The 22,373-nt window shown below is 31.2% G+C and carries 19 protein-coding genes and 1 tRNA gene; 5 read left to right on the forward strand and 15 right to left on the reverse strand.

Annotation, left to right across the window (positions count from 1 at the left end; translation table 11 throughout):
- Position 1 precedes the first annotated feature (1 nt).
- The 10 genes from murF to CCY99_RS04255 all read right to left on the reverse strand — a co-directional run bounded on the left by murF (position 2) and on the right by CCY99_RS04255 (position 9,481).
- Positions 2-1,459: a UDP-N-acetylmuramoyl-tripeptide--D-alanyl-D-alanine ligase gene (murF, locus tag CCY99_RS04210; RefSeq protein WP_258443387.1), complete on the reverse strand. Its 1,458-nt coding sequence runs from the start codon at positions 1,457-1,459 to the stop codon at positions 2-4.
- Positions 1,437-2,156 carry an alpha/beta hydrolase gene (locus CCY99_RS04215; protein WP_112060167.1) on the reverse strand — a complete coding sequence of 240 codons (720 nt, stop codon included), beginning with the start codon at positions 2,154-2,156 and terminating at the stop codon, positions 1,437-1,439. Before CCY99_RS04215 ends, murF begins: the two co-directional genes overlap by 23 nt.
- Positions 2,156-3,193, reverse strand: coding sequence for a D-alanine--D-alanine ligase (locus CCY99_RS04220; protein ID WP_112060168.1), 1,038 nt, complete (start codon positions 3,191-3,193; stop codon positions 2,156-2,158). Before CCY99_RS04220 ends, CCY99_RS04215 begins: the two co-directional genes overlap by 1 nt.
- On the reverse strand, positions 3,193-4,317 hold the full coding sequence (locus CCY99_RS04225) for a glycosyltransferase (protein ID WP_112060169.1): 1,125 nt from the start codon (positions 4,315-4,317) through the stop codon (positions 3,193-3,195). The genes CCY99_RS04220 and CCY99_RS04225 overlap by 1 nt, the downstream gene beginning before the upstream one ends.
- Positions 4,314-5,633 (reverse strand): hypothetical protein, encoded by a 1,320-nt coding sequence (locus CCY99_RS04230; RefSeq protein ID WP_112060170.1) that lies wholly within the window; start codon positions 5,631-5,633, stop codon positions 4,314-4,316. The genes CCY99_RS04225 and CCY99_RS04230 overlap by 4 nt, the downstream gene beginning before the upstream one ends.
- A gap of 26 nt (positions 5,634-5,659) precedes the next feature.
- A complete protein-coding gene (locus tag CCY99_RS04235) occupies positions 5,660-6,667 on the reverse strand; it encodes a glycosyltransferase family A protein (protein ID WP_112060171.1) in 1,008 nt (335 codons plus the stop codon).
- 98 nt (positions 6,668-6,765) lie between these two features.
- Positions 6,766-7,950 carry a HAMP domain-containing sensor histidine kinase gene (locus CCY99_RS04240; RefSeq protein WP_112060172.1) on the reverse strand — a complete coding sequence of 395 codons (1,185 nt, stop codon included), beginning with the start codon at positions 7,948-7,950 and terminating at the stop codon, positions 6,766-6,768.
- The gene (locus CCY99_RS04245) at positions 7,940-8,635 is read right to left on the reverse strand and encodes a response regulator transcription factor (protein ID WP_112060173.1); all 696 of its coding nucleotides are present in this window, start codon (positions 8,633-8,635) and stop codon (positions 7,940-7,942) included. The genes CCY99_RS04240 and CCY99_RS04245 overlap by 11 nt, the downstream gene beginning before the upstream one ends.
- A gap of 50 nt (positions 8,636-8,685) precedes the next feature.
- Positions 8,686-9,006, reverse strand: a complete 321-nt coding sequence (locus tag CCY99_RS04250) for a hypothetical protein (protein ID WP_112060174.1) — start codon at positions 9,004-9,006, stop codon at positions 8,686-8,688.
- Between the two features lie 31 nt (positions 9,007-9,037).
- Positions 9,038-9,481 (reverse strand): DUF1104 domain-containing protein, encoded by a 444-nt coding sequence (locus CCY99_RS04255; protein ID WP_112060175.1) that lies wholly within the window; start codon positions 9,479-9,481, stop codon positions 9,038-9,040.
- Between the two features lie 163 nt (positions 9,482-9,644).
- Here CCY99_RS04255 and CCY99_RS04260 point away from each other — a divergent pair, with 163 nt between their 5' ends.
- Positions 9,645-10,679, forward strand: coding sequence for a GDP-L-fucose synthase (locus tag CCY99_RS04260; RefSeq protein ID WP_112060176.1), 1,035 nt, complete (start codon positions 9,645-9,647; stop codon positions 10,677-10,679).
- Positions 10,680-10,687: 8 nt separating this feature from the next.
- Here CCY99_RS04260 and CCY99_RS04265 read toward each other — a convergent pair.
- A tRNA-Leu gene (locus CCY99_RS04265) sits at positions 10,688-10,774 on the reverse strand.
- Between the two features lie 161 nt (positions 10,775-10,935).
- Here CCY99_RS04265 and flgL point away from each other — a divergent pair.
- On the forward strand, positions 10,936-13,485 hold the full coding sequence (flgL, locus tag CCY99_RS04270) for a flagellar hook-associated protein FlgL (protein ID WP_112060177.1): 2,550 nt from the start codon (positions 10,936-10,938) through the stop codon (positions 13,483-13,485).
- A 9-nt stretch (positions 13,486-13,494) separates the two neighbouring features.
- On the opposite strand, the gene ruvA is transcribed toward flgL, so the two are convergent.
- The gene (gene ruvA, locus CCY99_RS04275) at positions 13,495-14,046 is read right to left on the reverse strand and encodes a Holliday junction branch migration protein RuvA (protein WP_112060178.1); all 552 of its coding nucleotides are present in this window, start codon (positions 14,044-14,046) and stop codon (positions 13,495-13,497) included.
- Positions 14,047-14,061: 15 nt separating this feature from the next.
- A complete protein-coding gene (locus CCY99_RS04280) occupies positions 14,062-15,870 on the reverse strand; it encodes a hypothetical protein (protein ID WP_112060179.1) in 1,809 nt (602 codons plus the stop codon).
- Between the two features lie 79 nt (positions 15,871-15,949).
- Between CCY99_RS04280 and murJ the strand changes: the two genes are divergently transcribed.
- The 3 genes from murJ (at position 15,950) to CCY99_RS04295 (ending at position 19,459) form a co-directional block, all read left to right on the forward strand.
- The gene (gene murJ, locus CCY99_RS04285) at positions 15,950-17,401 is read left to right on the forward strand and encodes a murein biosynthesis integral membrane protein MurJ (RefSeq protein ID WP_112060180.1); all 1,452 of its coding nucleotides are present in this window, start codon (positions 15,950-15,952) and stop codon (positions 17,399-17,401) included.
- The gene (gene cysS / locus CCY99_RS04290; RefSeq protein WP_181646839.1) at positions 17,388-18,794 is read left to right on the forward strand and encodes a cysteine--tRNA ligase; all 1,407 of its coding nucleotides are present in this window, start codon (positions 17,388-17,390) and stop codon (positions 18,792-18,794) included. The genes murJ and cysS overlap by 14 nt, the downstream gene beginning before the upstream one ends.
- A gap of 128 nt (positions 18,795-18,922) precedes the next feature.
- Complete coding sequence (locus tag CCY99_RS04295) at positions 18,923-19,459, forward strand: type II secretion system protein (protein WP_112060182.1); 537 nt, start codon at positions 18,923-18,925, stop codon at positions 19,457-19,459.
- Positions 19,460-19,722: 263 nt separating this feature from the next.
- Here CCY99_RS04295 and CCY99_RS04300 read toward each other — a convergent pair whose 3' ends face one another.
- Complete coding sequence (locus tag CCY99_RS04300) at positions 19,723-21,090, reverse strand: L-serine ammonia-lyase (RefSeq protein WP_112060183.1); 1,368 nt, start codon at positions 21,088-21,090, stop codon at positions 19,723-19,725.
- Positions 21,091-21,098: 8 nt separating this feature from the next.
- Entirely contained in the window at positions 21,099-22,361 is a 1,263-nt protein-coding gene (locus CCY99_RS04305; RefSeq protein ID WP_112060184.1) for an aromatic amino acid transport family protein, read from the reverse strand.
- Positions 22,362-22,373 lie beyond the last annotated feature (12 nt).

Genomic DNA, 22,373 nt, shown 5'->3' on the forward strand with positions numbered 1-22,373 from the left:
CTTATATATAGCTAGGAGCGTCATTTGCGAATAAAATCAAATCTCCTTGTTTGCAAATACTGCTTAAGATATTATTTAGATTAGCCTTATCTTTGATAACAATCTTTTGTGCTTGGGATATATTTTGCGATAGAATCTTACTATTCAAATCACCTGTAATAATAGCTATATCAAATACACTATCTATTAAAATCGCAAGAGTAGTATTATTTGCTATGCTAGTTTCAACAAGCCCCGGAGTAACGATAATCTTTTTTCCACCTTTATGCAATGATGCAAGGCGAATGGCTTCTCTTATGCCATTTAGATTCCCATTAAAGCTATCATCTAAGATTATCTTGCCATTTGCTTCAATCTTTTCTAATCTATGCTCTATGGGTTGAATCTTTGAAACCAACTCTTGTATTTCCTTTGGCTTCATACCAAATCTAAGAGCAATCAAAATCGCCACTGATAGATTTGATATATTAAATGTGCCTAATATTTTGGTATGAAATGTGTAAAATTTATCATTTAGTTTAAGGGTAAATGTTGTTCCAGATAGATTACTATCTATATCGATAACCTCAGGAGGGAATGTCGTTATAGGTGCTGATACACCACTTGGAATCTCATTGTTTTTATATAAAAATACCTCTTTTAATCGTGAGCTTTGCAATAATTCATACTTGGTATTTTTAATATTTTCTAATGTTTTAAAATATGCCAAATGTGCCTCACCAATCTCGCCGATAATAGCATAATGCTGATTTAATAGATGTGATATTTTCGCTATATCACCTTTTTGTCTTGCACCTGCTTCTACGATATAAATCTCACAATCACTTTCCAAATTATTATTAATATCGCTAATTATGCCATTTATAGTATTTACACTTCGTGGCGTTGCGTAAGTTTTGTATTTCTTAGATAAAAGTGCATAAAGAAAATTTTTAATACTTGTTTTCCCATAGCTTGCCGTAATTGCGATAATGGATAGATTAGAAAATGAAGTAAGTTTGTCTATTGCTAGTTTTTCGTATTGCTTCATTATGATAAGTTCACTTATATAAGATGTAATAAGGGTTAATAATAGTGCTATAAATAATATATATTTGGTTATATCAAAATATATAAGAATGATAAAACTTATAAGTAAAAATATTATATATGTAGCAAAAAACCGCTTTATTCTACTAGTCCAAATGAGCTTTTTATCAAGTTTGCAATGCCATAATAAAAGTAAGATTATATGAATCACAAGATAAATATAAAAATAATTTCCCAAGATACAAAATAAAATAATAGGGATAATAAAATATATAAAATGCCATTTAATTTTCTTATGTTTGCTTATAATACGAAATACATTGTAGTTATACCATTGAAGATTCTGTGCTAAATAATATCCAATTGAAAACATAAAGATAATATTTACAATCTGTGCTAGTATATTATTACTTAACTCCATCATTTCCATTCACAATCCTATCTATTTTATTTGCATTATGTAAAAAAAAGTAATGGTCGCCCTCTAAAACATAGAGTTTAGAATGCTTCATTACACTATGAATCTTATTTGCCATATACAATGGCGTTATATAGTCATTTTCACCCCAAAATATAAAAGCCTTATTATGAAAATTGCCAAAAATATCACTAAAATCCTCTTTAATCACAATTTTCAATATTTCATACATATTTTGCGGTAGATTTAGTGCATCTTTTGTGCGAAAGATTCTGCTACTCACACCAAAGAAATTACATATTTTGGCTAATCTAATTTTTATTTTCGTTTTTAGACTCCTAACCTTAGGAATCCCCGCACTGCTAAGTAAAACTAATATTTTAGGATTTAGTAAAGTGGCGATTTTTCCACCGAAACTATGCCCGATTATTATTGTTGGTTTAATATCTATCTCAATTAAAAAAGATTCTATTATATTACGATAATCATTAGAATCTAAAATATATGAATTCGAGCTATTCCCAAATCCGGGCAAATCGATATAGAGATGATTGTAATTTTTAAAAGATTCCTTAAAACAATCTTGCATTAGCTCTTTATTCGCCCCCCAGCCGTGTAAAAACACTGCGAATGAATCCTTTTTATTATTTTGCATAATATAGCTAATATCAAACTCCATATTATTTAAAGAAATATGTTTTAATGCCATTATTTCCCTTTGATAGCCTGAATCTTGGAGATATATTTATATTGTATATTTAATACATCATTACTTGGTAGATTTATAGATAATGAATTTAGAATCCCCCCAAAATTTTCAAATAAATAGCACGCCATAGAGCCCGGAATGGGATTAATCTCATTTAAAAAAACCTCATCATTAATAGCAAAAAAATCGCATCTTATTAAAGAGCCCTCAAAACAATTTAAGTAAATCTTTTTAAAAGAATTTTTTATATTATCACGCAATGTATTGCTTATCTGTGCTTCTTGTAGCTTTTTAGTAGTGGCAAAATCCAAATATTTTTTATCAAAATCAAGATATTCATTTTTCTTAATTTCCTCAATAGTAGAAAACACAAATTCATCATTGATAATGCAACCAGCGAGATTATATTCCTTTATATCTGGAATAAACGATTCTACAACTACAGTATCATCAAATTCAAATGCACAATCTAATGCATAATCAATATCATCTATATCTTTTATAAGCGAGATTCCAATGGAGCTTCCAAGTCGTGCGGGTTTTAAAATTAGCGGAAGTGTTAAATCCATATTGCTATAATCATCGCCTTTACGCAAGATTTTATAATCCAAAACCTTTACATTGCGATTTTTTGCATAGATTTTGGTTAGCTCTTTATTAAAGCTAAGAACACTAGCTTCCAATCTAGGACCTATAAATCTAATATTATAAAAATCTAAGATTCCAGCAATCTGCCCATCTTCGCCACTTTTCCCGTGAATTAGATTTATTACAACACCCTTTAGAATCTTTTTTGACATTAGGCTTTTTTGCAAGAATCCGCCATTTGTTAGCTCTAATTTCGGGGCTTTTTTATACTCTAATAAAGCAAAATATTTTGATTTCATATTTTCTTTTGAGATTAGATAAAAGCTCCCACTAGAATCCAAAAATACAAATGCCGATATATTTTTTAGCTCTTTTTTAAGCGTAATAGAACTAACGATGCTTATCTCATGCTCGTATGAATTCCCCCCAAAAAGAATAATAAATCCCATTAGATTCTCCCATTTTTTAATAATTTTTTATACAAACTAATTATATTGTCTATCATTGTTTCTTGTTTAAATTCCTCCAAATAGCGATTATAGGCGTTATTTGCGAAGTAGTTATAATTTTTCTCTATTTCCTCTATTGCTTTTGCTATTGCCTGTGGATTCTTGGATTCTATTACTAATCCTGTTTTATTATGCATATTTATCCAATCATTTCCCGATGGATAGAGCTTCGTGCAGATTATGGGCTTACCAAAGCTCATTGCCTCAACTAGCACGATTCCATAAGATTCTTGGATTGAGGGAAGTGCGAAAATATGGCAGTTTTTATAGTAATATTGCAGATTATTTCGCTTGATTCGCCCCATTAGATAGACCTTATTTTCTAGCCCCTCTGCTCTAACTTGCTCTTCAAATTGCTTTTTTAAAGCCTCATTCCCACTTCCACCGATAAAAATTACATATTCATCGCTTAAATATTTCGCACTCTCTATTAGATATTCAAAGCCCTTATTTGTGGCAAATCGCCCTAGCGAAAATATGACTTTCTTATTTTTTGGGAATCTAATTATATCTTTATCGACATCATCAGCCACTAAAGATTCCTTATTTACGCCAATTGGGATTCCCACGCATTTATCTCTAAATTTGGGGAGAAAGGCAGATTCTTCGATATATTTATTAGAAGTGGCGATAATGGCAGTTGCGATTTTTAGAAGCTTTTGTTGCAGGGGTAAATATAGCTTTAAGAGCCTTTTTTGCTTGATAATATCCGAGTGCCAATGCAAAATGATAATTTTATTTTTATAATTCGCCAAAAGCAAAGCGAGATTTGCCATAGGGTCGGGCAAATGCATATGAATAATGTCGTAATTATCGATGATTTTGCGTAATTTAAAAATCATCTGTGGGGCAATCGAGGTAGAGGCAAACTTCCCAAATGACGCACAACGCATAATTTTCGCCCCACAAGGGAGAGTAGATTCCTCATATTTTAGCTTGGAATTCGAGCATAGCACATCACAAGAAATCCCACGCTTATTTAAGCCCAGTGTCAAATCCTCTATTACCGTCTCAATCCCACCTAAATCAGGAGGAAAAAATTTACCAAATTGCAAAACTCTCAAATGCTCTCCTCCTTTATTTTTTGCAAAATATGAAGCGAATCTGCCGAATCTTTTTGTGATTTTTTTGATAAATTCGTCGAATCGGCTGGTATTTTTTCTACCAAATCTGCGGAATCCTTAGAATCTTCCGGCAAATCTTTTGATAAATCTTGTAAATAAACCGAGCCTCTCCCTAAATCCCCCTTTAAAACTTCCTCCGCTAGAATCGTTAAAATTTGCGGATAAGCCTTAACCACCGCCCTTAACTGCGTGTCATTCCCACTTATTAGATTATTAAGCCATAGCGAGGTAAGCTCTGGGGGGCTTGTCATTGCATTTCCATTTGCCATTAGATTATTTTCTACCACAGAGATTTTCGTGCGATTTAAAACCGCCATAGCCCACAGCCAAATATCATCAGCTTTTGGCGATAGGCTCATAAACTTCGCCCTTTCTAATGCGTCTTTATAAAGGCAATGTGGAGGATATAAAACGCCCCCAACACCCTCTAAAAATAGCCCAAAAGCTGGGCGATTTTGGAATTTGGCATTATTTTTTTTGATTAGCTTCCAAGTGGAAAATGAGAGAATGGGAAAAGGGGTGGAATCTGCTTGATTTGTGGAATCTTGTAAATGTGTGGAATTCGTCGAACGCACGGAATCTGCGGGATCTTGCAATTTATTAGAATCTGGCAAATTGGCGGAATCTTTAGAATCTAGTGAATCCTTAGAATCTAGCGAATCTCCCAAAGCGATTTTAGAGATTTTAACAAGTGCGTTTTTATCAAATGCGATTTGCCTAGCCCTTTGCGTCCAAATGACATTTTTATCGCTCAAATGTGCCTCAAATAAACCTTTTAGCAAATCTGGCGGATAATAAATATCATCATCAATGGTTACAATAACCTCATTTGGGTATTTTTGCATTACTGGAATAATTTTATTATATTGCTTTAGATTCTCGCTATGCCAAAAAATCTCCAACCCATATTTTTCAAACGCCAAGATTTCATCTGGCACATTCTTATTTGGAAACTCCGCTAGGCTAAGCGATAGAATGATTTTTTTGGGTTGCAAACTTTGCTTTTTAATGGAATCTAGTGTGTATTTTAATATTCCAATTCGTGCTGGAAATGTGGTAAGCGATACAATAAAATCACCCTGCTCTATTCGTAAATCCTTTTGTAAATTCTCCGTTTCACTCAAAAGTCGCTCTAATTCCTCGCTACTTAGCTCATAATCTCGCCCAAAAAATCGCAATATATTATTTTTAAGATTCTTATTTGAAACAATCTTATTAAATAAAAATTTTAAAAATAATTTAATTTTCAGCTTCACAATTTTTCACTTTTTATTAGGTTTTTTCATAATTTTTTAGATGAGCATAGATAAATCAATATCTTAGCCATAGTTTGCCATCTTGCGATATATTTCATCGAAAGAAACGAGTATTTTAAATATGGTGAAATTGTATCATTAAAATCCTTGTTTAAAAATTTTTTAGAATAGCAAATAAAGTAATTTAGCATATTGGTAATATTTGCTCTAGCTTTGGAAAAATACTTATGAGAGCTAAGCTCCTTATCATTTGAGAGTTGCTCCAATAAATCTATCAAATGCAACCTATCGCTAATTTGCTTCTCCAATTTTTCAATATCTTTGCTTCTTGTTGTGGAAGTCATATTTTCACAATAAATATAGAGATTTTCGCTAATCCCAACGCTCCGCTTAGCCAAAAGGCAGATTATAAAAAATAGCATCGTATCTTCGGAGGAAATAAGATGGGAATCTATAAAATCAAGCTTTTTTAGGGCATTTTTCACTAGTTCTGTTTTATAGATTCTCCCGGCTAGATTTAGCCACGAGGTTTTAAAAGATTTTATAATAATCTCATTTGCGATTTCATCTCCCACAATCTCTCTTGTATGAATCTTTGGCTTTGTGGAATGTGGCTTAAAAGGCTCATTTTCAATCCCAAAATGGATAATATCCGCTCCCCTTAATCTATCATCATTCATCAATAACTCAAGTGCATTTGAACGCAAATAATCATCACTATCCAAAAATAATATATATTCGCCACTTGCGACTTTTATCCCCTCTGCTCTAGCTAGAAATGTGCCTAGATTGGTTTTATTTTGGATTAGTTTTATTCGCTCATCGCCTAAAAAGCTTTTTGCGATTTGGAGGCTAGAATCCGTGCTTTTATCATCGATTAGTATTATTTCTATATCGTTTTGATTCGCTCCGGAGGGATTTGGATTTAAAGTTGGATTCAAATATGTTTGATTTAAGCAAGATTCTATAGCACGAGCGAGATAATCTTGCGTGTTAAAAATAGGGATAATAATAGAGATTTTTGGATTAGCCATTGTTTTGAAACCCTTTATAAAGATTCTAATATAAAATTATGACTTAGTTTTGTCAATAAAATATAAATATCAAAAACTTAAAGAATCTAAAAACAACCCTACCATATCAATGTAAATATAGTGCCTTTATCGCTTGTATTGACATTTATATTAATATTATATTCATCGCAGATTTTTTTAACTATAAATAGACCTATGCCAAATCCACCAGAATCTTTATTAAACCTAGAATATCGCTCATAAATCTTATCTAAATCTTTAGTGTTTATGCCCTTTCCACTATCTTGTAATACAAACTTTCCTTGCTCTAAGCTTATATTTATACTTCCGCCTTTGGAATTATATTTAATTGCATTACTCAAGAGATTATCAAATAAAAGAACGAATTTTTCCCTACTGCCATCAAAATATGCATTCTTAATATTAGTGTATATATTTAGCTTTTTTTGTATAAAAAATGGTGTAAAAAAATCCAATCTCTCTTTTAATATACTATCCAAAGAAAGCTTTATTACCGGACTTTGTATGCTATGTGGAAAATTATATGCAACTAAATCATTATAAATCTGGCTAAGTTGTAGGGAAGCTAGTTTTATCCGCTCTAATTTTTTCTGCTCTTCTATATTATCTTTTTTCAATGTCTCAATACTCATTAAAATAACGCTAAGTGGTGTATTAATCTCGTGTGTTGTATCTTTTATAAAAGTATCTAATGTTTGTATATATTCATTTATAGGTTTTAAAAACATACGAACTAGTATAGTAGCCACAATCCCCATTAAAGCAAAAATAAGTATAAAATACCCGCTAAATTTCAACTTTGTAAATAAGATTTTGGAATCTAAACTGCTATCTTCTAAAAAAATTTTATAAGGAAATGGCGGAGGTTTTCTTTTCATACCTTTTTTATCCCTATGTGGGATAATGCTTGGATTTGCAATAATTTTTCCATTTGCATTATAAAAACCTCTCCTTAAACCCTCCATATCTGGAATCTGTGAGAGATTAGAAAATATTACATCGTAATTTTTATCATAGATTGCAAAAGGTGTATTTATATGCTGCAAGATTTCTGGTATCGCGGAATCTACATCATTATTATTTTTTCTTAAATAATTATGAATCTCAAATGAAATATCTCGTAAATCAGCCATTTGTGCAAAAATAATATTTTCTGTTTCTTTTGTTATTGAGTTGTAGAATCCAATGCATAAAAAAATGGCACTAGTTCCTAGATAAAGCAATAGAATCTTAATTATTGTTGTTTTTGAGTTATCGAACATAGCAATAGCCTTTATTGTGGCTATTTACAATCTTATTCTTACCTATAATCTTACGAATATTTTTTATATAGGCACGCAAACTTAACTCGCTAGGCTCTTGGTCTATATCCCATAATTCCTCAAAAATAGTGCTTTGAGAAACATAGGAGTTGGCATTTTGTAATAAAAGATTTAACAATAATCTCTCTTTTTGTGTAAGTGATATGACTTTATCATTGCAATAAACCATTTTTGAGACAAAATAGAATCTAACTCCATTACCAAAATCCTCAAATTCATCTATACGATTGGAGAAAACTCTTTTTAGGAGGGTTTGGATTCTAAGTTTTAATTCCAAAAGCTCGAAAGGTTTTTTTATAAAATCATCACAGCCCACAATATAACCATCTTGCAAATCCTTAATACTTGAGAGTGAAGTTATAAAGATGCAAGGCGTAGTTTTATTTGCTTCTCTTAATGATTTGAGTAATTCAAAACCGGGCAAATAATTAGATTCCAGAAAGTCATCACCCTCTGGAACCTTAACATCTAGAATCCAAATATCAAATTTCTTTTCATAAGCCAAATTAAGTGCACTAGTGGCATCTTCGCAATGCGTTACATCAAAATCTTGTTCTTCTAAAAATTCACATAGAATCTCAGAAAGCATAAAATCATCTTCTAGTAACAAAATCTTTGCTGCCATATTCACTCCAAAAGTAACATTATAAAATTCATTTAAGGATTCTACAATTTTTAAGCATTAATGCAAACTTGCACACCATAGGAATTCGCTTTTTCTAAAACTGTTAAAAATGCATTTATATTCATATTACTATAATTGCTTCGTTTAAATAAAAAATTGTAGGCATCTCTGTATCTAACAACTCGCTCATAGTCTTTGCCATCTAGATACTTTAGCATATCATCAAAGTCTGGGCTATTTAGCTTGAATTGTTTGTTTAATTCATTAATAAGTTTCACAAATATTCTATCGCCTAGTTGCTGTAAATGAAAATGAGACATATTGGAATCTATTTCACAATTCAATAAATGACTTTTAAATACTACAACCATAACAATCTCCATAAATTATTATAGATTTCTATTATTTCTCTCTATCATCCATAAAAGGTTCATCGAATCTTTTTTCTCTATTATCTCCCTTAAAATCTCTTTTGCTACCTTTAGAGGGATTGCCTCCTTTCATATCTTTCATATGATACTTGCAAGATTCTCCTTGTGCTTTGCAATTTTCTCTTCTTGCATCCATAATGGCTTTTTGTCTAGCTTTAAAATCCTTAACTTTCATATTGTCAAATATCTTTTTTTCTTGCTCTTTTATTTTAGTCATAAATTCACGTGCATCTTTCATCGTCATTTCTTCTACTCGTTTTTTAATCTCTTTATCATAATCAATAATATCTTTTGGCTCTACACTTCCTGCTAGATTAATAATCTCATCATTACTTTTTTTGCTAAAATCAGCACCAAAAATAAAACCACCTAAAACGAGACTCCCAATTAATCCAAATCTTAAAAACTTATTCATAATCTACTCCTTCGAATATTATTTTCCAAATCTCTATAAGAAATTTGTTAGTAGAATATTAGATTAATAGTGTGTAATGTTTGTGAAATTAAGCATACAAATATTATTTTTAAATAATAAAAGTTTATAATGCCAAATTAATATTTATAAATAGGATATTGTAATGAATCTAGATTCTAGGATTTTTGTAGCTGGACATAGGGGATTAGTAGGTAGTGCAATCCTACAAACACTTAAATATAAAGGTTATAAAAATATCATAACAAAAACTAAAGATGAGCTTGATTTAAGGGATTTTGATAAGGTTAGTGCTTTTTTTGAGAATAATAATATTGATATTGTTATTTTAGCAGCAGCGAAAGTAGGCGGGATTATGGCAAATAATATATATCGCGCTGATTTTATATATGAAAATATTGCCATTCAAAATAATGTAATATTTAATGCATATAAATATCATATTAAAAAACTACTTTTTCTTGGCTCAAGCTGCATATATCCTAAATATGCAAAACAACCAATGAGTGAAGACTGCCTCCTTAGCGGTGAATTAGAATATACAAATGAGCCTTATGCTATTGCGAAAATAGCAGGACTTAAGATGTGCGAATCTTATGCTATCCAATATGGTTGCAATTTTATATCTGTAATGCCAACAAATCTATATGGGAATAATGATAATTTTGATTTACAAGATTCGCATGTTTTACCTGCATTGATTAGAAAAATGTATCTAGCAAAATGCTTAGAAAATAATGACATACAAGCTATAAAAGCAGATTTAGGAGAAAATTATAAAGAGATTCTAGATAGATTTAATATCACAAAAAATAGTGTTGAGGTTTGGGGAAGTGGAAATGTTAGAAGGGAATTTTTACATTCGCTAGATATGGCGAAAGCTTGTATTTTTATAATGGAAAATGTAGATTTCAAGGATTTAGCTACATCAAAAAATAATGAGATTCGCAATACGCATATAAATATTGGCTATGGAAGCGATATAACTATAAGAGATTTAGCGTTTTTAATAAAAAACATAGTTGGATTTAGTGGAAAGATTGTATTTAATACCAATAAACCAGATGGAACACCACAAAAACTACTTGATATTTCAAAATTAAAAAAACTAGGATATAGCCCATCAATTACATTAGAAGATGGCATAAAAGAAGTATATAAAAACTATAAAAATAGATAATTAAGTTATGGTGCCGAGAGTCGGACTTGAACCGACACAGAGTTGCCTCTACTAGATTTTGAGTCTAGCGCGTCTACCAATTTCACCACCCCGGCATAAAAGTTTGGATTTTAGCATAATGTATTTTAAAATAACATTATAGCAATATCTTTAAAAAATATTTTAGATATATAATTTAACGCCAAAATTAGCCGATTTGGAATCTAAATTGCTTTACTATACAAAATTAAGATTTATTAGAATCTGGGGATAAGTTATGCGCGTAACATTTGGCACAAAATATAATCAAATGGATTATTATCAAAACACATTACAAAATAAGCTAAATGATGCAAATACAAAGATTGCATCTGGATTAAAAATAAAATATGGCTATGAGGATAGTAGTGTTTTTAATCAAAATCTAAAATTAGAATATGATGTCCACGGACTAAATCAATCCATAGATATTGCAAATGACGCAAATACACATACCCTAAATACAGATAAATCTCTAAGTGAAATGTCAAAAGCTCTCGATAATTTTAAAACCAAATTAATCCACGCTGGGAATGATATACATTCTCCAACTTCAAGAGAGGCAATAGCAAATGATATGCAGGGCATTAGAGACCATATATTATCCATCGCAAATACTTCTATTGGCGGGGAGTATATATTTGCAGGAAGTAGAGTGAATATAAAGCCATTTAATGATGATGGTAGCTACAATGGAAATAATGCAAAGCTTGAGGCATTAATCGCTCCAGATATGAAAAATGCATATAATATCAATGGAGAGGAACTTTTCTTAAGTAGAGATTTAGATAAACATAAAATCATAACTACAAATATTAAAAAATTAAATCTATCCAAACTCTATCCAAGTATTATGGATAAAAATAATAAAACAGAAGTTCCAAGTGAGGTTTTCATAACAAGCGAAGATACTTTGCGGGATTTAGTTGGCGATAATGATAATGATACAACAAATGATTCTAAGATGTTTTTCTATCTTCGTGGAAAAAGACCAGATGGCACTTCATTTAAAAGTAAATTTGCCCTTGATGTAGCATTTTCTAATAATCAAAATGCTACTAGAGTTAGTGATTTATTACAAAAAATAGGCGAAGCCTATGGAAATACTTCGCAAAATCAAGTAGTAGATGTGAGACTTAATTCTTGGGGACAAATCGAAATTAGCGAAATAAAACCGGGTGGCTCAAATATAGACTTTCATCTAATTGCAGCAGATGCAGATGTCGATGATGTAAATACACTAAATCAAATTGGTGCAAAGGTTGTTAATTTTCAAAAAAGCCCGTATTTAGGAGATTTTTCATTATCAAAAATAGTGGGTATTAAAAATAATTATGATGCTAGATACACTACATTACCTGTAGAGTTTATCACTAGTTCAAATAAATATGCACAAAAAGATACAAAATTAAGTGATATTTTTGGTATTGAAGCCACAAAAATAGAAATAAGCGGAAAATCACCAAATAACACAAATGGAAATGTAGTTGATATTGCTATAGAGCCATTTACTATTGATATTGAAAATAATAGCGTTGAAGACTTATTAAAAGCAATAGAGGGACATTTCGGTGGAAATATAAGGGCAGAAATATCAAATGGAAAAATAAATATTATTGATGATAATGTAGGTAGTCTTGAAAATGACGAAAAAGAACCTCCATTTAATGGAGCAAGTGGATTTGCAATCACAATGCGAACATTAGATAATGATGATATTGAAAGAAAAGCCATAAGAGATAGTTTTCAAAGTAATTACGATAAAACAGCATTTTTAAATAATGGCTCATCACTAATATCCAATGTATCACAAATAAATGCGATAAGTGGTGAATATGCCGATGATAGCACAAAACTAAGCGAAGTAGCAAATAAAAGCCTAGTTGGTGAAACATATATAATGAAGTTAAAAGACCATAATGGAATCGATGTAGAAGCAAAGATTGATTTAAGCGAATCTGGAGCATTTTTAATCCTACCAAATAGAATATCAGGCGATGGAAACTACAGAATCCCACTATATAATCCACACGATAGACCACCTAATATTAGCATTACAAAAGCTGATGATGTTACTTATAGACAGATTCTAGATGCAATAGCTATAACGCTTAATTATTCTAATCCGCAAACACAGGAATTCCTAAATGCACAAGGCAATACAAGCGATGGTGTTAGCGAGGCAGGGAAAAAAGCATATGAAAAGCTTTTAGAAATGGCAAATGGCAATATAAGTGCAATGATAAATGATGAGGGACAAATAGAGATAAAAGATAAAGTTCGCTCCATTACAAATATGAGTTTTATGATATATAACACAAATAGTGATGATTTCTCACAAAGTGGCATTAGTAGCGGGAATCCATCGCTTACATTTAATGCAAATAACGCACTTACTATTGATAAACCTAAGATTAATTTTTTTAAACAAATGGATTCTATGATTGATGCTGTTAGAAAGGGGATTTATCGTCCTGATGCTGTAGGGGATAATTATAATCTTGATTTACGAAATATTGGAATCCAAAATTCAATAACACTTTTTGACCACTTAAGCGACCATATAGAAAAAAATATTGCTCTAAATGGCTCTTATGGTAGGGTTTTTGAAAATAGTATAAGAAGAAATGAGGTCTTAAAAGTTCAAGTAGAATCCATAAAAAGCGACACAATCGGCACGGATATTGCCGATACATATAATAAATTTTCGCAGCTTACGAATAATTATAATGCTGTTCTTGCATCAACTTCTAAGATTAATCAAATGTCGCTTGTGGATTTTCTATAGAATCCTATGCTATTTTTTAATATTTTTTAATACCTCTTTAATAATATCTGCAACATTATCTGCTTTTGAATCCTCTACAAATCTTATTACTTCCATATTTTTAAATCCTAAGGATTCTAATGCTTCCATAGCCTCTTTTTTATGCTGTGGGAGTGAATATGGGATAATAGATTCTAATTTTCCGCTAATCTCTACCATTATCCTTTTAGCCATTTTTTCACCAATGCCGGGAACTTTTTTCAAACTCATAAAATCATTACTATAGACAATATTTATAAAATCTTGTGCTTTAAACGAGCTACATATAGCAATGGCGACTTTTGGTCCAATGCCATTTATCTTAATCAAAGTATCAAATAAATCTTTTTCATTTTTATCCAAAAATCCATATAACACAATGCTATCTTCACGAATAATCTGTGTGATTAACAATGTATCATTTTCTTTTACATTGGATATGCTATTTAACGACATATTTACCTCATAAATTACGCCATTTACATTAAAAAGAATATTTGTAACATTCTTTTTATAAATCTTCCCAATAAGTCCAGCTATCAATATCTACTCCTTATCCTAGAATCCATATTTATCGATTGTTTCATCACTATCATTTTTAAATATCCTTTGATGGATTATTTTTCTTTCTTGTGGCTCAAAATAATATCTCCCTGCACCTTTTATAATCGTTTTTGAGGAATTTGCTTTTGGAAAAATAAGTTCAAATAAAACATCATTATATTTCAACCAACCATCTTTGCAAATAAATTCCGCATTAAACACCTCTTCTTGTGTGGTTTTTAAATCCTGTTTTATTTGTATTTTTTCTTGTTCCATATCTAGATTCTGCGTTTTCAAGGCTTTTATAGATTCTACAATATCTAAAAATGAATTATAATTTTTCACCACATAATCAGGTATTTCTTCATTTCGTGCTATATGCTTTTGAATGATATTTTTTAAATCTATTGCAGTATTTTTATATTTATTATATTTATATATCAATGATTCTAATTTTAGATTCAATGCTTTTTGATTTAGCACATTATTCTTTAAGTTTTTTTCTAAATTAAGTATTTTTTCTCTATTTTTTTTATTGCCAAGTGGAGTAAAGATTATCTTATTACCTCCACCTTTCATAATATCTACAACACATTTATTAGAAAATTTAATAATAGAATTAGAATAAACTTCATTGATATTTATATTATTAGCTGCCAAAGTTCCGCCATTTGCTTTTATTATTTCTAAATCATTGCAGTCTATATCCCCACTTTCCAAACTTTGTATTGTGGCGGAGTTGGAATCTAATTTTCCTTTATGGACATTTATACTAGCCTTATTAGCAATAATTGTAGAATCCTTATGCGTTTGTCCCATCACAACTAAATCATTTGCTTTAACTCTTGTATTTGCTCCAATATTGCCACTTATAGTAATCTTTGATGCCATAATAGAAACGCCATCTTTTAGTGCATCTTCAAATTCATCATCTGTTCCTATTAATAAACTTGTATTACTATCTAAATCACCTATAAAATGATAATTATCTTTTATTTTAAGATTTTGGAAACTTAATTCCTCGTTAAATGAAAGCGAATTTTCATAAAAAATAACAAAACCGCTTTTTAGATTAATATATTTCTTGCAATCATTCTCTACTATCTCATTAAAATCAGCCGTAATTGCAAGTGGATTATTTACTTTGGCTTCACTTTTTGTATATATCCCTTGCATATTTCTACCTTCAACCCCATCTTTTGCAGGGTAAAATGCACAAATCAAGGTATTTTCTTTCGCACAAATAATATTTTTTTTCGACAAATCAATATCTTTAATAAAAAATTGTATTTTAGAATCCCTAGAATCTCTAAAAATCTTGCTTGTATAGAGATTTATAACCAAATCATCTTCTAATGTATCTTTTATATATTGTAGATTTTTGGAAATAATTTCCTTTTCATCTTTAAGTTTGCGTAATAAAATGCCTTTTGTGGCTTTTAATGCATTAATAGAATCTATAAAGTTTTCAATCTCATTAATATCTTTTGGGAGCGAGAATCCTTTGTGTAAGATTAAATCAAGGCTTTCAAAATTATTATTTATCCTAATGCCAAAATTATCCTTTTTTTGTTTTTTAAATATTTGGATATTGTATGACTGCCTAAAATCAACACTATCACTTTCAAAAAGATTATCATCATCGATTAAATCCATATCATCATCTTTTAATAATTCAAAAAATTCTGCCCCTTTTTTCTTCATATATGTATTATATGATTTGATTCTAACCTCTAAATCATCGATTGGAATATGTGATTTTACGCTTAGATAATTAAGTATTTTTGATATATCATCTACATCATTTATTATTTTTGTTTGCAAAATTTAACCTTTTTTATTTTTTATTTGCAATTTATTATAAAATCCCAAATATAATTTTAAAAAATAAGGGCTTAAAGATTTGTTTAAGAAGGCTTTTTTTACAAATAGTAGCGGAATACTTTGTTCGAGAATCTTTGGATTTATCCGCGATTTATCGATGGCATCAACGCTTGGAGCAGGAATTTATAGCGATATATTTTTTATTGCTTTTAAACTACCAAATCTTTTTCGTAGGATTTTTTCCGAAGGGGCTTTTACGCAAAGCTTTTTACCATCTTTCATAGGAGCAAATAGAAAGGGGCTTTTTACCGTTACTGTATTTTTAATATTTTTTTCTTTCTTAATTATATTTAGTATTTGTGTTTGGATTTTTAGCGGATTTTTTACAAAATTATTAGCATATGGATTTGATGATTCGATTATAGCTCTTGCAAAGCCAATTGTGGCGATAAATTTCTGGTATTTATGTCTTATTTTCTGTGTGAATTTTTTTAGCTCTTTATTGCAATATAAAAATAATTTTTGGGTGAGTGCGTATAATACAACATTATTAAATATATCAATGATTCTTGCACTCTTTATAGCTAGAGATAAGGATTCCTACACTATTGTTTATTTTTTAAGCTATGGGGTTTTGATAGGCGGGATTTTGCAGATTTTACTTCATTGCTATTCATTATATAAATTGCGATATTTTAAGCTTTTTATAGTTGGATTTAAAGATTTATATAGAATCTTAAGTGATAAAAATCAATTTGTATTAAATACATTAAAACATAGTTTAGGCGGATTTTTTAGGCAATTTTTCCCAGCATTATTGGGGAGTTCTACCGCACAAATTGCATCATTTATTGATACATTATTAGCATCTTTTTTAGTATCTGGTTCAGTTTCGTATTTGTATTATGCAAATAGGATTTTTCAATTACCTTTAGCACTTTTTGCTATTGCCACTAGCACAGCTTTATTCCCAATGATTGCAAAAATGATAAAAAACAATAATGAAGAAAAAGCAATTGCATTATTAAAAAAAGGATTCTGGCTATTATTATTTAGTCTTGGTTTTTGTGTTATTGGTGGAATTGTGCTAAAAAATGAAATAATTTGGCTATTATTTGAGCGAGGAAAATTTATACGAAGCGACACAATAATCGTTGCAAATGTCTTTATGGCATATTTAATCGGGCTTTTACCATTTGGCTTAGCTAGGATTTTCTCACTTTGGCTTTATTCATTCAAAAGACAAACACAAGCAGCTAAAATATCAGCGATTTCATTATTTTGTGGCGTAATATTTTCATTAATCTTAATGAAACCTTTTGGTGCTGTTGGATTAGCTATCGCTTCATCTTTAGGTGGGTTTATATTATTTATATTAACAATTAGAGCCTTTGGTTTTATGAGATTTATTAATATAATAAATAACAAAAAATTATTTATTTTGTTTATAATATTACTTTTATTAGAATTTATTATTTTATATTTTTTGAAACATTTTTTTAATTTAGGGGATTTTTATGCTCATCTTTGATAGTTCAAAAAAACAAAAAGTAGAATTTGTATCCATTGTGCCAAATGTCGTTAGGATTTATGTATGCGGACCAACAGTGTATGATAACGCACATCTAGGACACGCTAGAAGTGCTATTGCGTTTGATTTATTACAGCGAATCTTAGAAGCAAATGGATATGAAGTTATTTTTGTAAAAAATTTCACAGATATTGATGATAAGATTGTCAAAAAAAGCAAAGAAGCGGATAAAAGTGTAGATGAAATAACTGCGACTTACACACAAAGCTATCTAAATGATATGGAATCTCTAGGCATAAGGCGACCGACATTAGAGCCTAAAGCAACGCAGAATCTAGAAGCTATTTTTAAGATGATTAAAACATTGCTTAAAAACAAAAAGGCATATATTGCAAAGAATGGCGATATTTATATGAAAGTAAAGGAAGATTCTAAGTATGGGACATTATCAAATAGGATAAACCTAGAATCCCAAATAAGTAGAATTGGTGAAAATGAATTTAAAGAGGATATTAGGGATTTTGCACTTTGGAAGATTTTCAATAAAGCTGATGATGTGGCATATGACTCAGAATTTGGGCGAGGCAGACCCGGTTGGCATATAGAATGTAGCTCAATGATTGAAGAGCATTTAGCATATAAAGATAAAGATTATTCTATTGATATTCACGCTGGTGGGGCTGATTTGCTATTTCCTCATCATGAAAATGAAGCCTCACAAAGTAGATGTGCGAATAATAAAGAACTAGCAAAATATTGGATTCATAATGGTTTTGTAAATGTAAATGGTGAAAAAATGAGTAAAAGTTTGGGAAATAGTTATTTTATAAAAGATGCATTGAAAATCTATGATGGCGAGATTTTGCGATATTATCTATTGAGTATGCATTATCGTGCTCCTATAAATTTCTCACATAATGACATCATACAAAATAAAAAGCGATTAGATAGGCTCTATCGTCTTAAAAAACGGCTCAATGTAGAATATAATGAAAACATACTAGATACAGCCTTTAGAGATGAATTTTTAGGGGCATTAAATGATGATATGAATATATCTATTGCTTTGAGTATTTTAGATTCTATGATATCAAATTACAATGATTTATTAGATAAGAATCCAAAAGATTTAGCCACTAAACAAAAGGCAATATCAAATATTATTTTCATAAATCAATTACTTGGTATAGGCGAAAAAGACCCAATAGAATATTTTCACTTAGGAGTTGATAGCGATACAAAAGCCTATATTGAAAAGAAAATTAAAGAGCGGAAAATCGCAAGAGAGAATAAGGATTATGCCTTAAGTGATAGAATCCGCGATGAATTGAAAGCAAAAAATATTTCTTTAATGGATACAAAAGATGGTGTTGTCTGGGAATATAGCGAATAAATCTTTAGTTAAAATATCCTATTATATTACCTTTAAGTGAAAATTAAAAAAAAAAAAGTTTATAATTCGTTTACTTTAAGATTTAATCTAAAAAGAATCTATAAAGAATTCAATATTAAGGATTAAGTATGGAGAATATAAAAAGAAATGGCTTCTCGATGATTGAATTAGTTTTCGTTATCGTCATACTAGGTGTTTTAGCAGCAGTTGCCGTTCCTAGATTCGTAACTACTAGAACTGATGCACAAGTGGCAATGTTTAGAAGCGACATCGCCTCCACGCTAAAAGCAATTCCAGCTAGGGTTTTCGCTGAAAATATCGACACAACAGCAGCAACTCCGCAAGATGGAACTGTTTCTTGGGCTCAATGGATTATCGATACTGGCGGATTAGACCCGAGTAGATGGGATTTGGTTACTGTTACTAATGGTGTTTTTCCAAAGGTAGTTGGTGGAAATCGAGGCGTGGGAACTGCTAATACTTGCGGAACTGACCCTGTAATTCAAATCGATACAACTACAGGTAATCTAATATTTGACCCAGCTAGATTGCAAGACCCGGGCTCAGGAACTCATGCGACGCTATGCACGAATTTAAGGAATTCCTATCCAAGTAATTCAAATAGAATTATCCCACTTGCTACAACAGGTGCAGTTAAATTCTAAATCTTATTATATTAAGGGATTAATCCCTTAATATAAACTTCAAATAATTCTTAAATATCTTAAAAGATTCAAGCTTTTCTTTAAAACTAAAGATTCTAGATAACAATAGCTAGAATCTTAGAATCTTAAATCCTAGTGATTCTAATATAATAATCCCACTCGCTACAATAATAGATATTATTCTAATAGAATTACTCTAATATTTTAGATTCTAGCTTAGCTAGAATCTTTTCTATCCAATTAAAAATTGATATAAAAATAATCTAGCAAACTATCGTTTTTGCTAAGCCACCTAGTGCTGTTTCCTTATATTTTGCATTCATATCTTTCCCTGTTTCATACATCGTTTTAATAATATCATCAAGATTTACTATTGGGGTAGATTTCCTACTCATCGCCATTCTAGAGGCACTAATAGCCTTAATCGCCCCAAAAGCATTTCGCTCAATACAAGGAATTTGAACCAATCCTCCCACAGGGTCGCAAGTAAGCCCCAAATGATGTTCCATTGCTATTTCAGCGGCATTACAAGCCACTTTTGCACTAGCTCCCATAGAAGTTGCCATCGCAGCTGCTGCCATTGAACTCGCGCTGCCGATTTCTGCTTGACAACCTGCTTCCGCTCCGCTAATACTCGCATTCTTCTTATACAAAGAGCCAATAAGCATTGCAGTTAGTAGAAAATCCATAATTCTACCATCATTAAAGCCAACGCTATGATTTTTCAAATACAGCATAACCGCCGGCACAACCGCACAAGCCCCATTCGTAGGAGCACTTACAACTCTCCCGCCACTTGCATTCTCTTCGGCAATCGCAATAGCATATAATGAAATAAAATCAATAATCGCCATTGGGTCGCTACTCATAACCAACCTTTCACTTAAGCCCACAGCGCGTCTTTTAAGATTAAGAGAGCCGGGCAGATACAGCGACTTTGGGTGGATTCCATTATAATAAGATTCTTGCATCGCCTCCCAAATCTCAAAACAATAGCTTCGAATCTCCTCTTTTGTGTGGAATTGCAACTCATATTCATAAGATAGCTCCGCTAGATTCCATTTGTTTGCTTCGCATAGGGCAAGACACTCTTTAGCGGAATTAAAATCTAAGGCTAGATTCTTGGATTTTTCTTGTGAGTTTGGATTTTCGCGATATTTTTTTAGCTCTACTTCATTCATTACGAATCCCCCGCCAATAGAGTAATAAATCTCTTCTAGCAAGATTCTATTATCTATACTAAAAGCCTCAATCTTTAGGGCATTTTGATGTAATGGTGCAAACTCCTTAGAAAAAACCAAATCGCTTTTATAATTAAAATCAATCTCTTTAAATCCGCCAAAATCAAGCTTTTTAGATTCCAAAGCCTTTTTTAAAATACTCTCTTGTGTAGTAGAATCTAACTCCCTAGCCTTACACCCGCTCAATCCCCAAATAATCGCCTTATCACTCAAATGCCCCTTGCCCGTTAGGGATAAAGAGCCATAAAAAGTAACCTTAATACGATTTAGCGAATCTAGCTTAATCTTATCCCTAGCTTTAGCACAAAATAGATTCCCAGCGATTACAACTCCTAGCGTATGCGACGATGACGGACCAATGCCAATTTTAAAAATACTTAAATTACTCATAATAAATCTTAGAAAAATTTATAAATTACGCTTATGATAGTAAGGATTCCAGTAACAAGTAGGAAAATATCAAGCCATAGATTTCGCCACTTTTTCATATTAGAAACGGTATAAAGCCCAATAAGTGGCATAATAAACAATATCGCTGCAATTATTGGACCGCCTAAATCCTCGATAAATCCCAAAATGCTAGGATTGATATATGCAACTAAGATTATCGTTACAAACATAAAAATAGTAGTAAAGCGATTGATGGCTTTTATATTAGGATTCTCCACTCCATAGGATTTTAGAGCCTTTCTAATAATCCCATTTAAGCCCTCCGCTGCTCCAAAATAATGCCCAAAAAATGAAGTTACAATCGCCAAAAATGCAACCAACGGAGCACCATAAGCGATTAGTGGATTATCAAACTTATTTGCAAAATATGAGAGAATGGGGATATTTGCCTCCCTTGCAGCAGCAAAATCACTAGAATCTAAAGCCAAAATACAAGAAAATACAAAAAACATAACAAAAACTAAAAGCATTAAAGCGGTGTTAAAAAGGATTTGATTTGACTTTTTAGGGGCATTATCACCATATTCTCGTCTTAAGCTTTTAGAAAAAGTTGAAATGGCAGGAGAATGATTAAAAGAAAAGACAAGCACAGGCAAAGTCAGCCATATAACAACTAAAAAATCCTTGAAATTCGGCACAAAATTTATTGCTTCGATTTTCCAATGTGGAATAAGATAAAGCGAAAATATAAATAAAACTACGCAAAGCGGATAAACCAAGATATTACAAACCTTAGTAATAATCTCTTCTTTAAAAAGCATTACAATCATCATCGCACTAACCAAAATAATCGCCAAAATCGCCCTAACACTTGGATAAAGGGCTTTTGTAGCGGGGTCAAAAAGTGAGGTTAGATTTAGCTGATTTATAAAAAAACTACCAAAAGTATTTGTAATCCCAACACCATAAGCAAGGCAAATAGGATAAATCGCAAAGAAATAAAGCAATGTAATTACAACACTCACTCCCCTACCCCAATGCTCTTCGGCAGCTTGTGTAATATCACTTTGGCTATTGCTTGATGCAAGAACAAAACGCGATAAAGCCCTATGACTAAGCCAAACCATAGGAAAAATCAAAATAGTCATAACCACAACAGGGAAGAATCCGCCCGTCCCCGCACGAATCGGCAAAAATAAGATTCCAGCCCCCACAGCAGTGCCAAAAAGCGAAAGTGTCCATCGTGTATCAAATGAAGTCCAATTTTTCATAAATAATCCTTA

The sequence above is a fragment of the Helicobacter sp. 16-1353 genome (assembly GCF_003288815.1).
In the GTDB taxonomy this organism is placed as follows: Bacteria; Campylobacterota; Campylobacteria; order Campylobacterales; family Helicobacteraceae; genus NHYM01.

Coding starts and splice junctions, on each gene's coding strand:
- murF (WP_258443387.1), bottom strand. CDS start 1,459: ATGGAAATGATGGAGTTAAGTAATAATATACTAGCACAGATTGTAAAT.
- CCY99_RS04215 (WP_112060167.1), bottom strand. CDS start 2,156: ATGGCATTAAAACATATTTCTTTAAATAATATGGAGTTTGATATTAGC.
- CCY99_RS04220 (WP_112060168.1), bottom strand. CDS start 3,193: ATGGGATTTATTATTCTTTTTGGGGGGAATTCATACGAGCATGAGATA.
- CCY99_RS04235 (WP_112060171.1), bottom strand. CDS start 6,667: ATGGCTAATCCAAAAATCTCTATTATTATCCCTATTTTTAACACGCAA.
- CCY99_RS04240 (WP_112060172.1), bottom strand. CDS start 7,950: ATGTTCGATAACTCAAAAACAACAATAATTAAGATTCTATTGCTTTAT.
- CCY99_RS04245 (WP_112060173.1), bottom strand. CDS start 8,635: ATGGCAGCAAAGATTTTGTTACTAGAAGATGATTTTATGCTTTCTGAG.
- CCY99_RS04250 (WP_112060174.1), bottom strand. CDS start 9,006: ATGGTTGTAGTATTTAAAAGTCATTTATTGAATTGTGAAATAGATTCC.
- CCY99_RS04255 (WP_112060175.1), bottom strand. CDS start 9,481: ATGAATAAGTTTTTAAGATTTGGATTAATTGGGAGTCTCGTTTTAGGT.
- CCY99_RS04260 (WP_112060176.1), top strand. CDS start 9,645: ATGAATCTAGATTCTAGGATTTTTGTAGCTGGACATAGGGGATTAGTA.
- flgL (WP_112060177.1), top strand. CDS start 10,936: ATGCGCGTAACATTTGGCACAAAATATAATCAAATGGATTATTATCAA.
- cysS (WP_181646839.1), top strand. CDS start 17,388: ATGCTCATCTTTGATAGTTCAAAAAAACAAAAAGTAGAATTTGTATCC.
- CCY99_RS04295 (WP_112060182.1), top strand. CDS start 18,923: ATGGAGAATATAAAAAGAAATGGCTTCTCGATGATTGAATTAGTTTTC.
- CCY99_RS04300 (WP_112060183.1), bottom strand. CDS start 21,090: ATGAGTAATTTAAGTATTTTTAAAATTGGCATTGGTCCGTCATCGTCG.
- CCY99_RS04305 (WP_112060184.1), bottom strand. CDS start 22,361: ATGAAAAATTGGACTTCATTTGATACACGATGGACACTTTCGCTTTTT.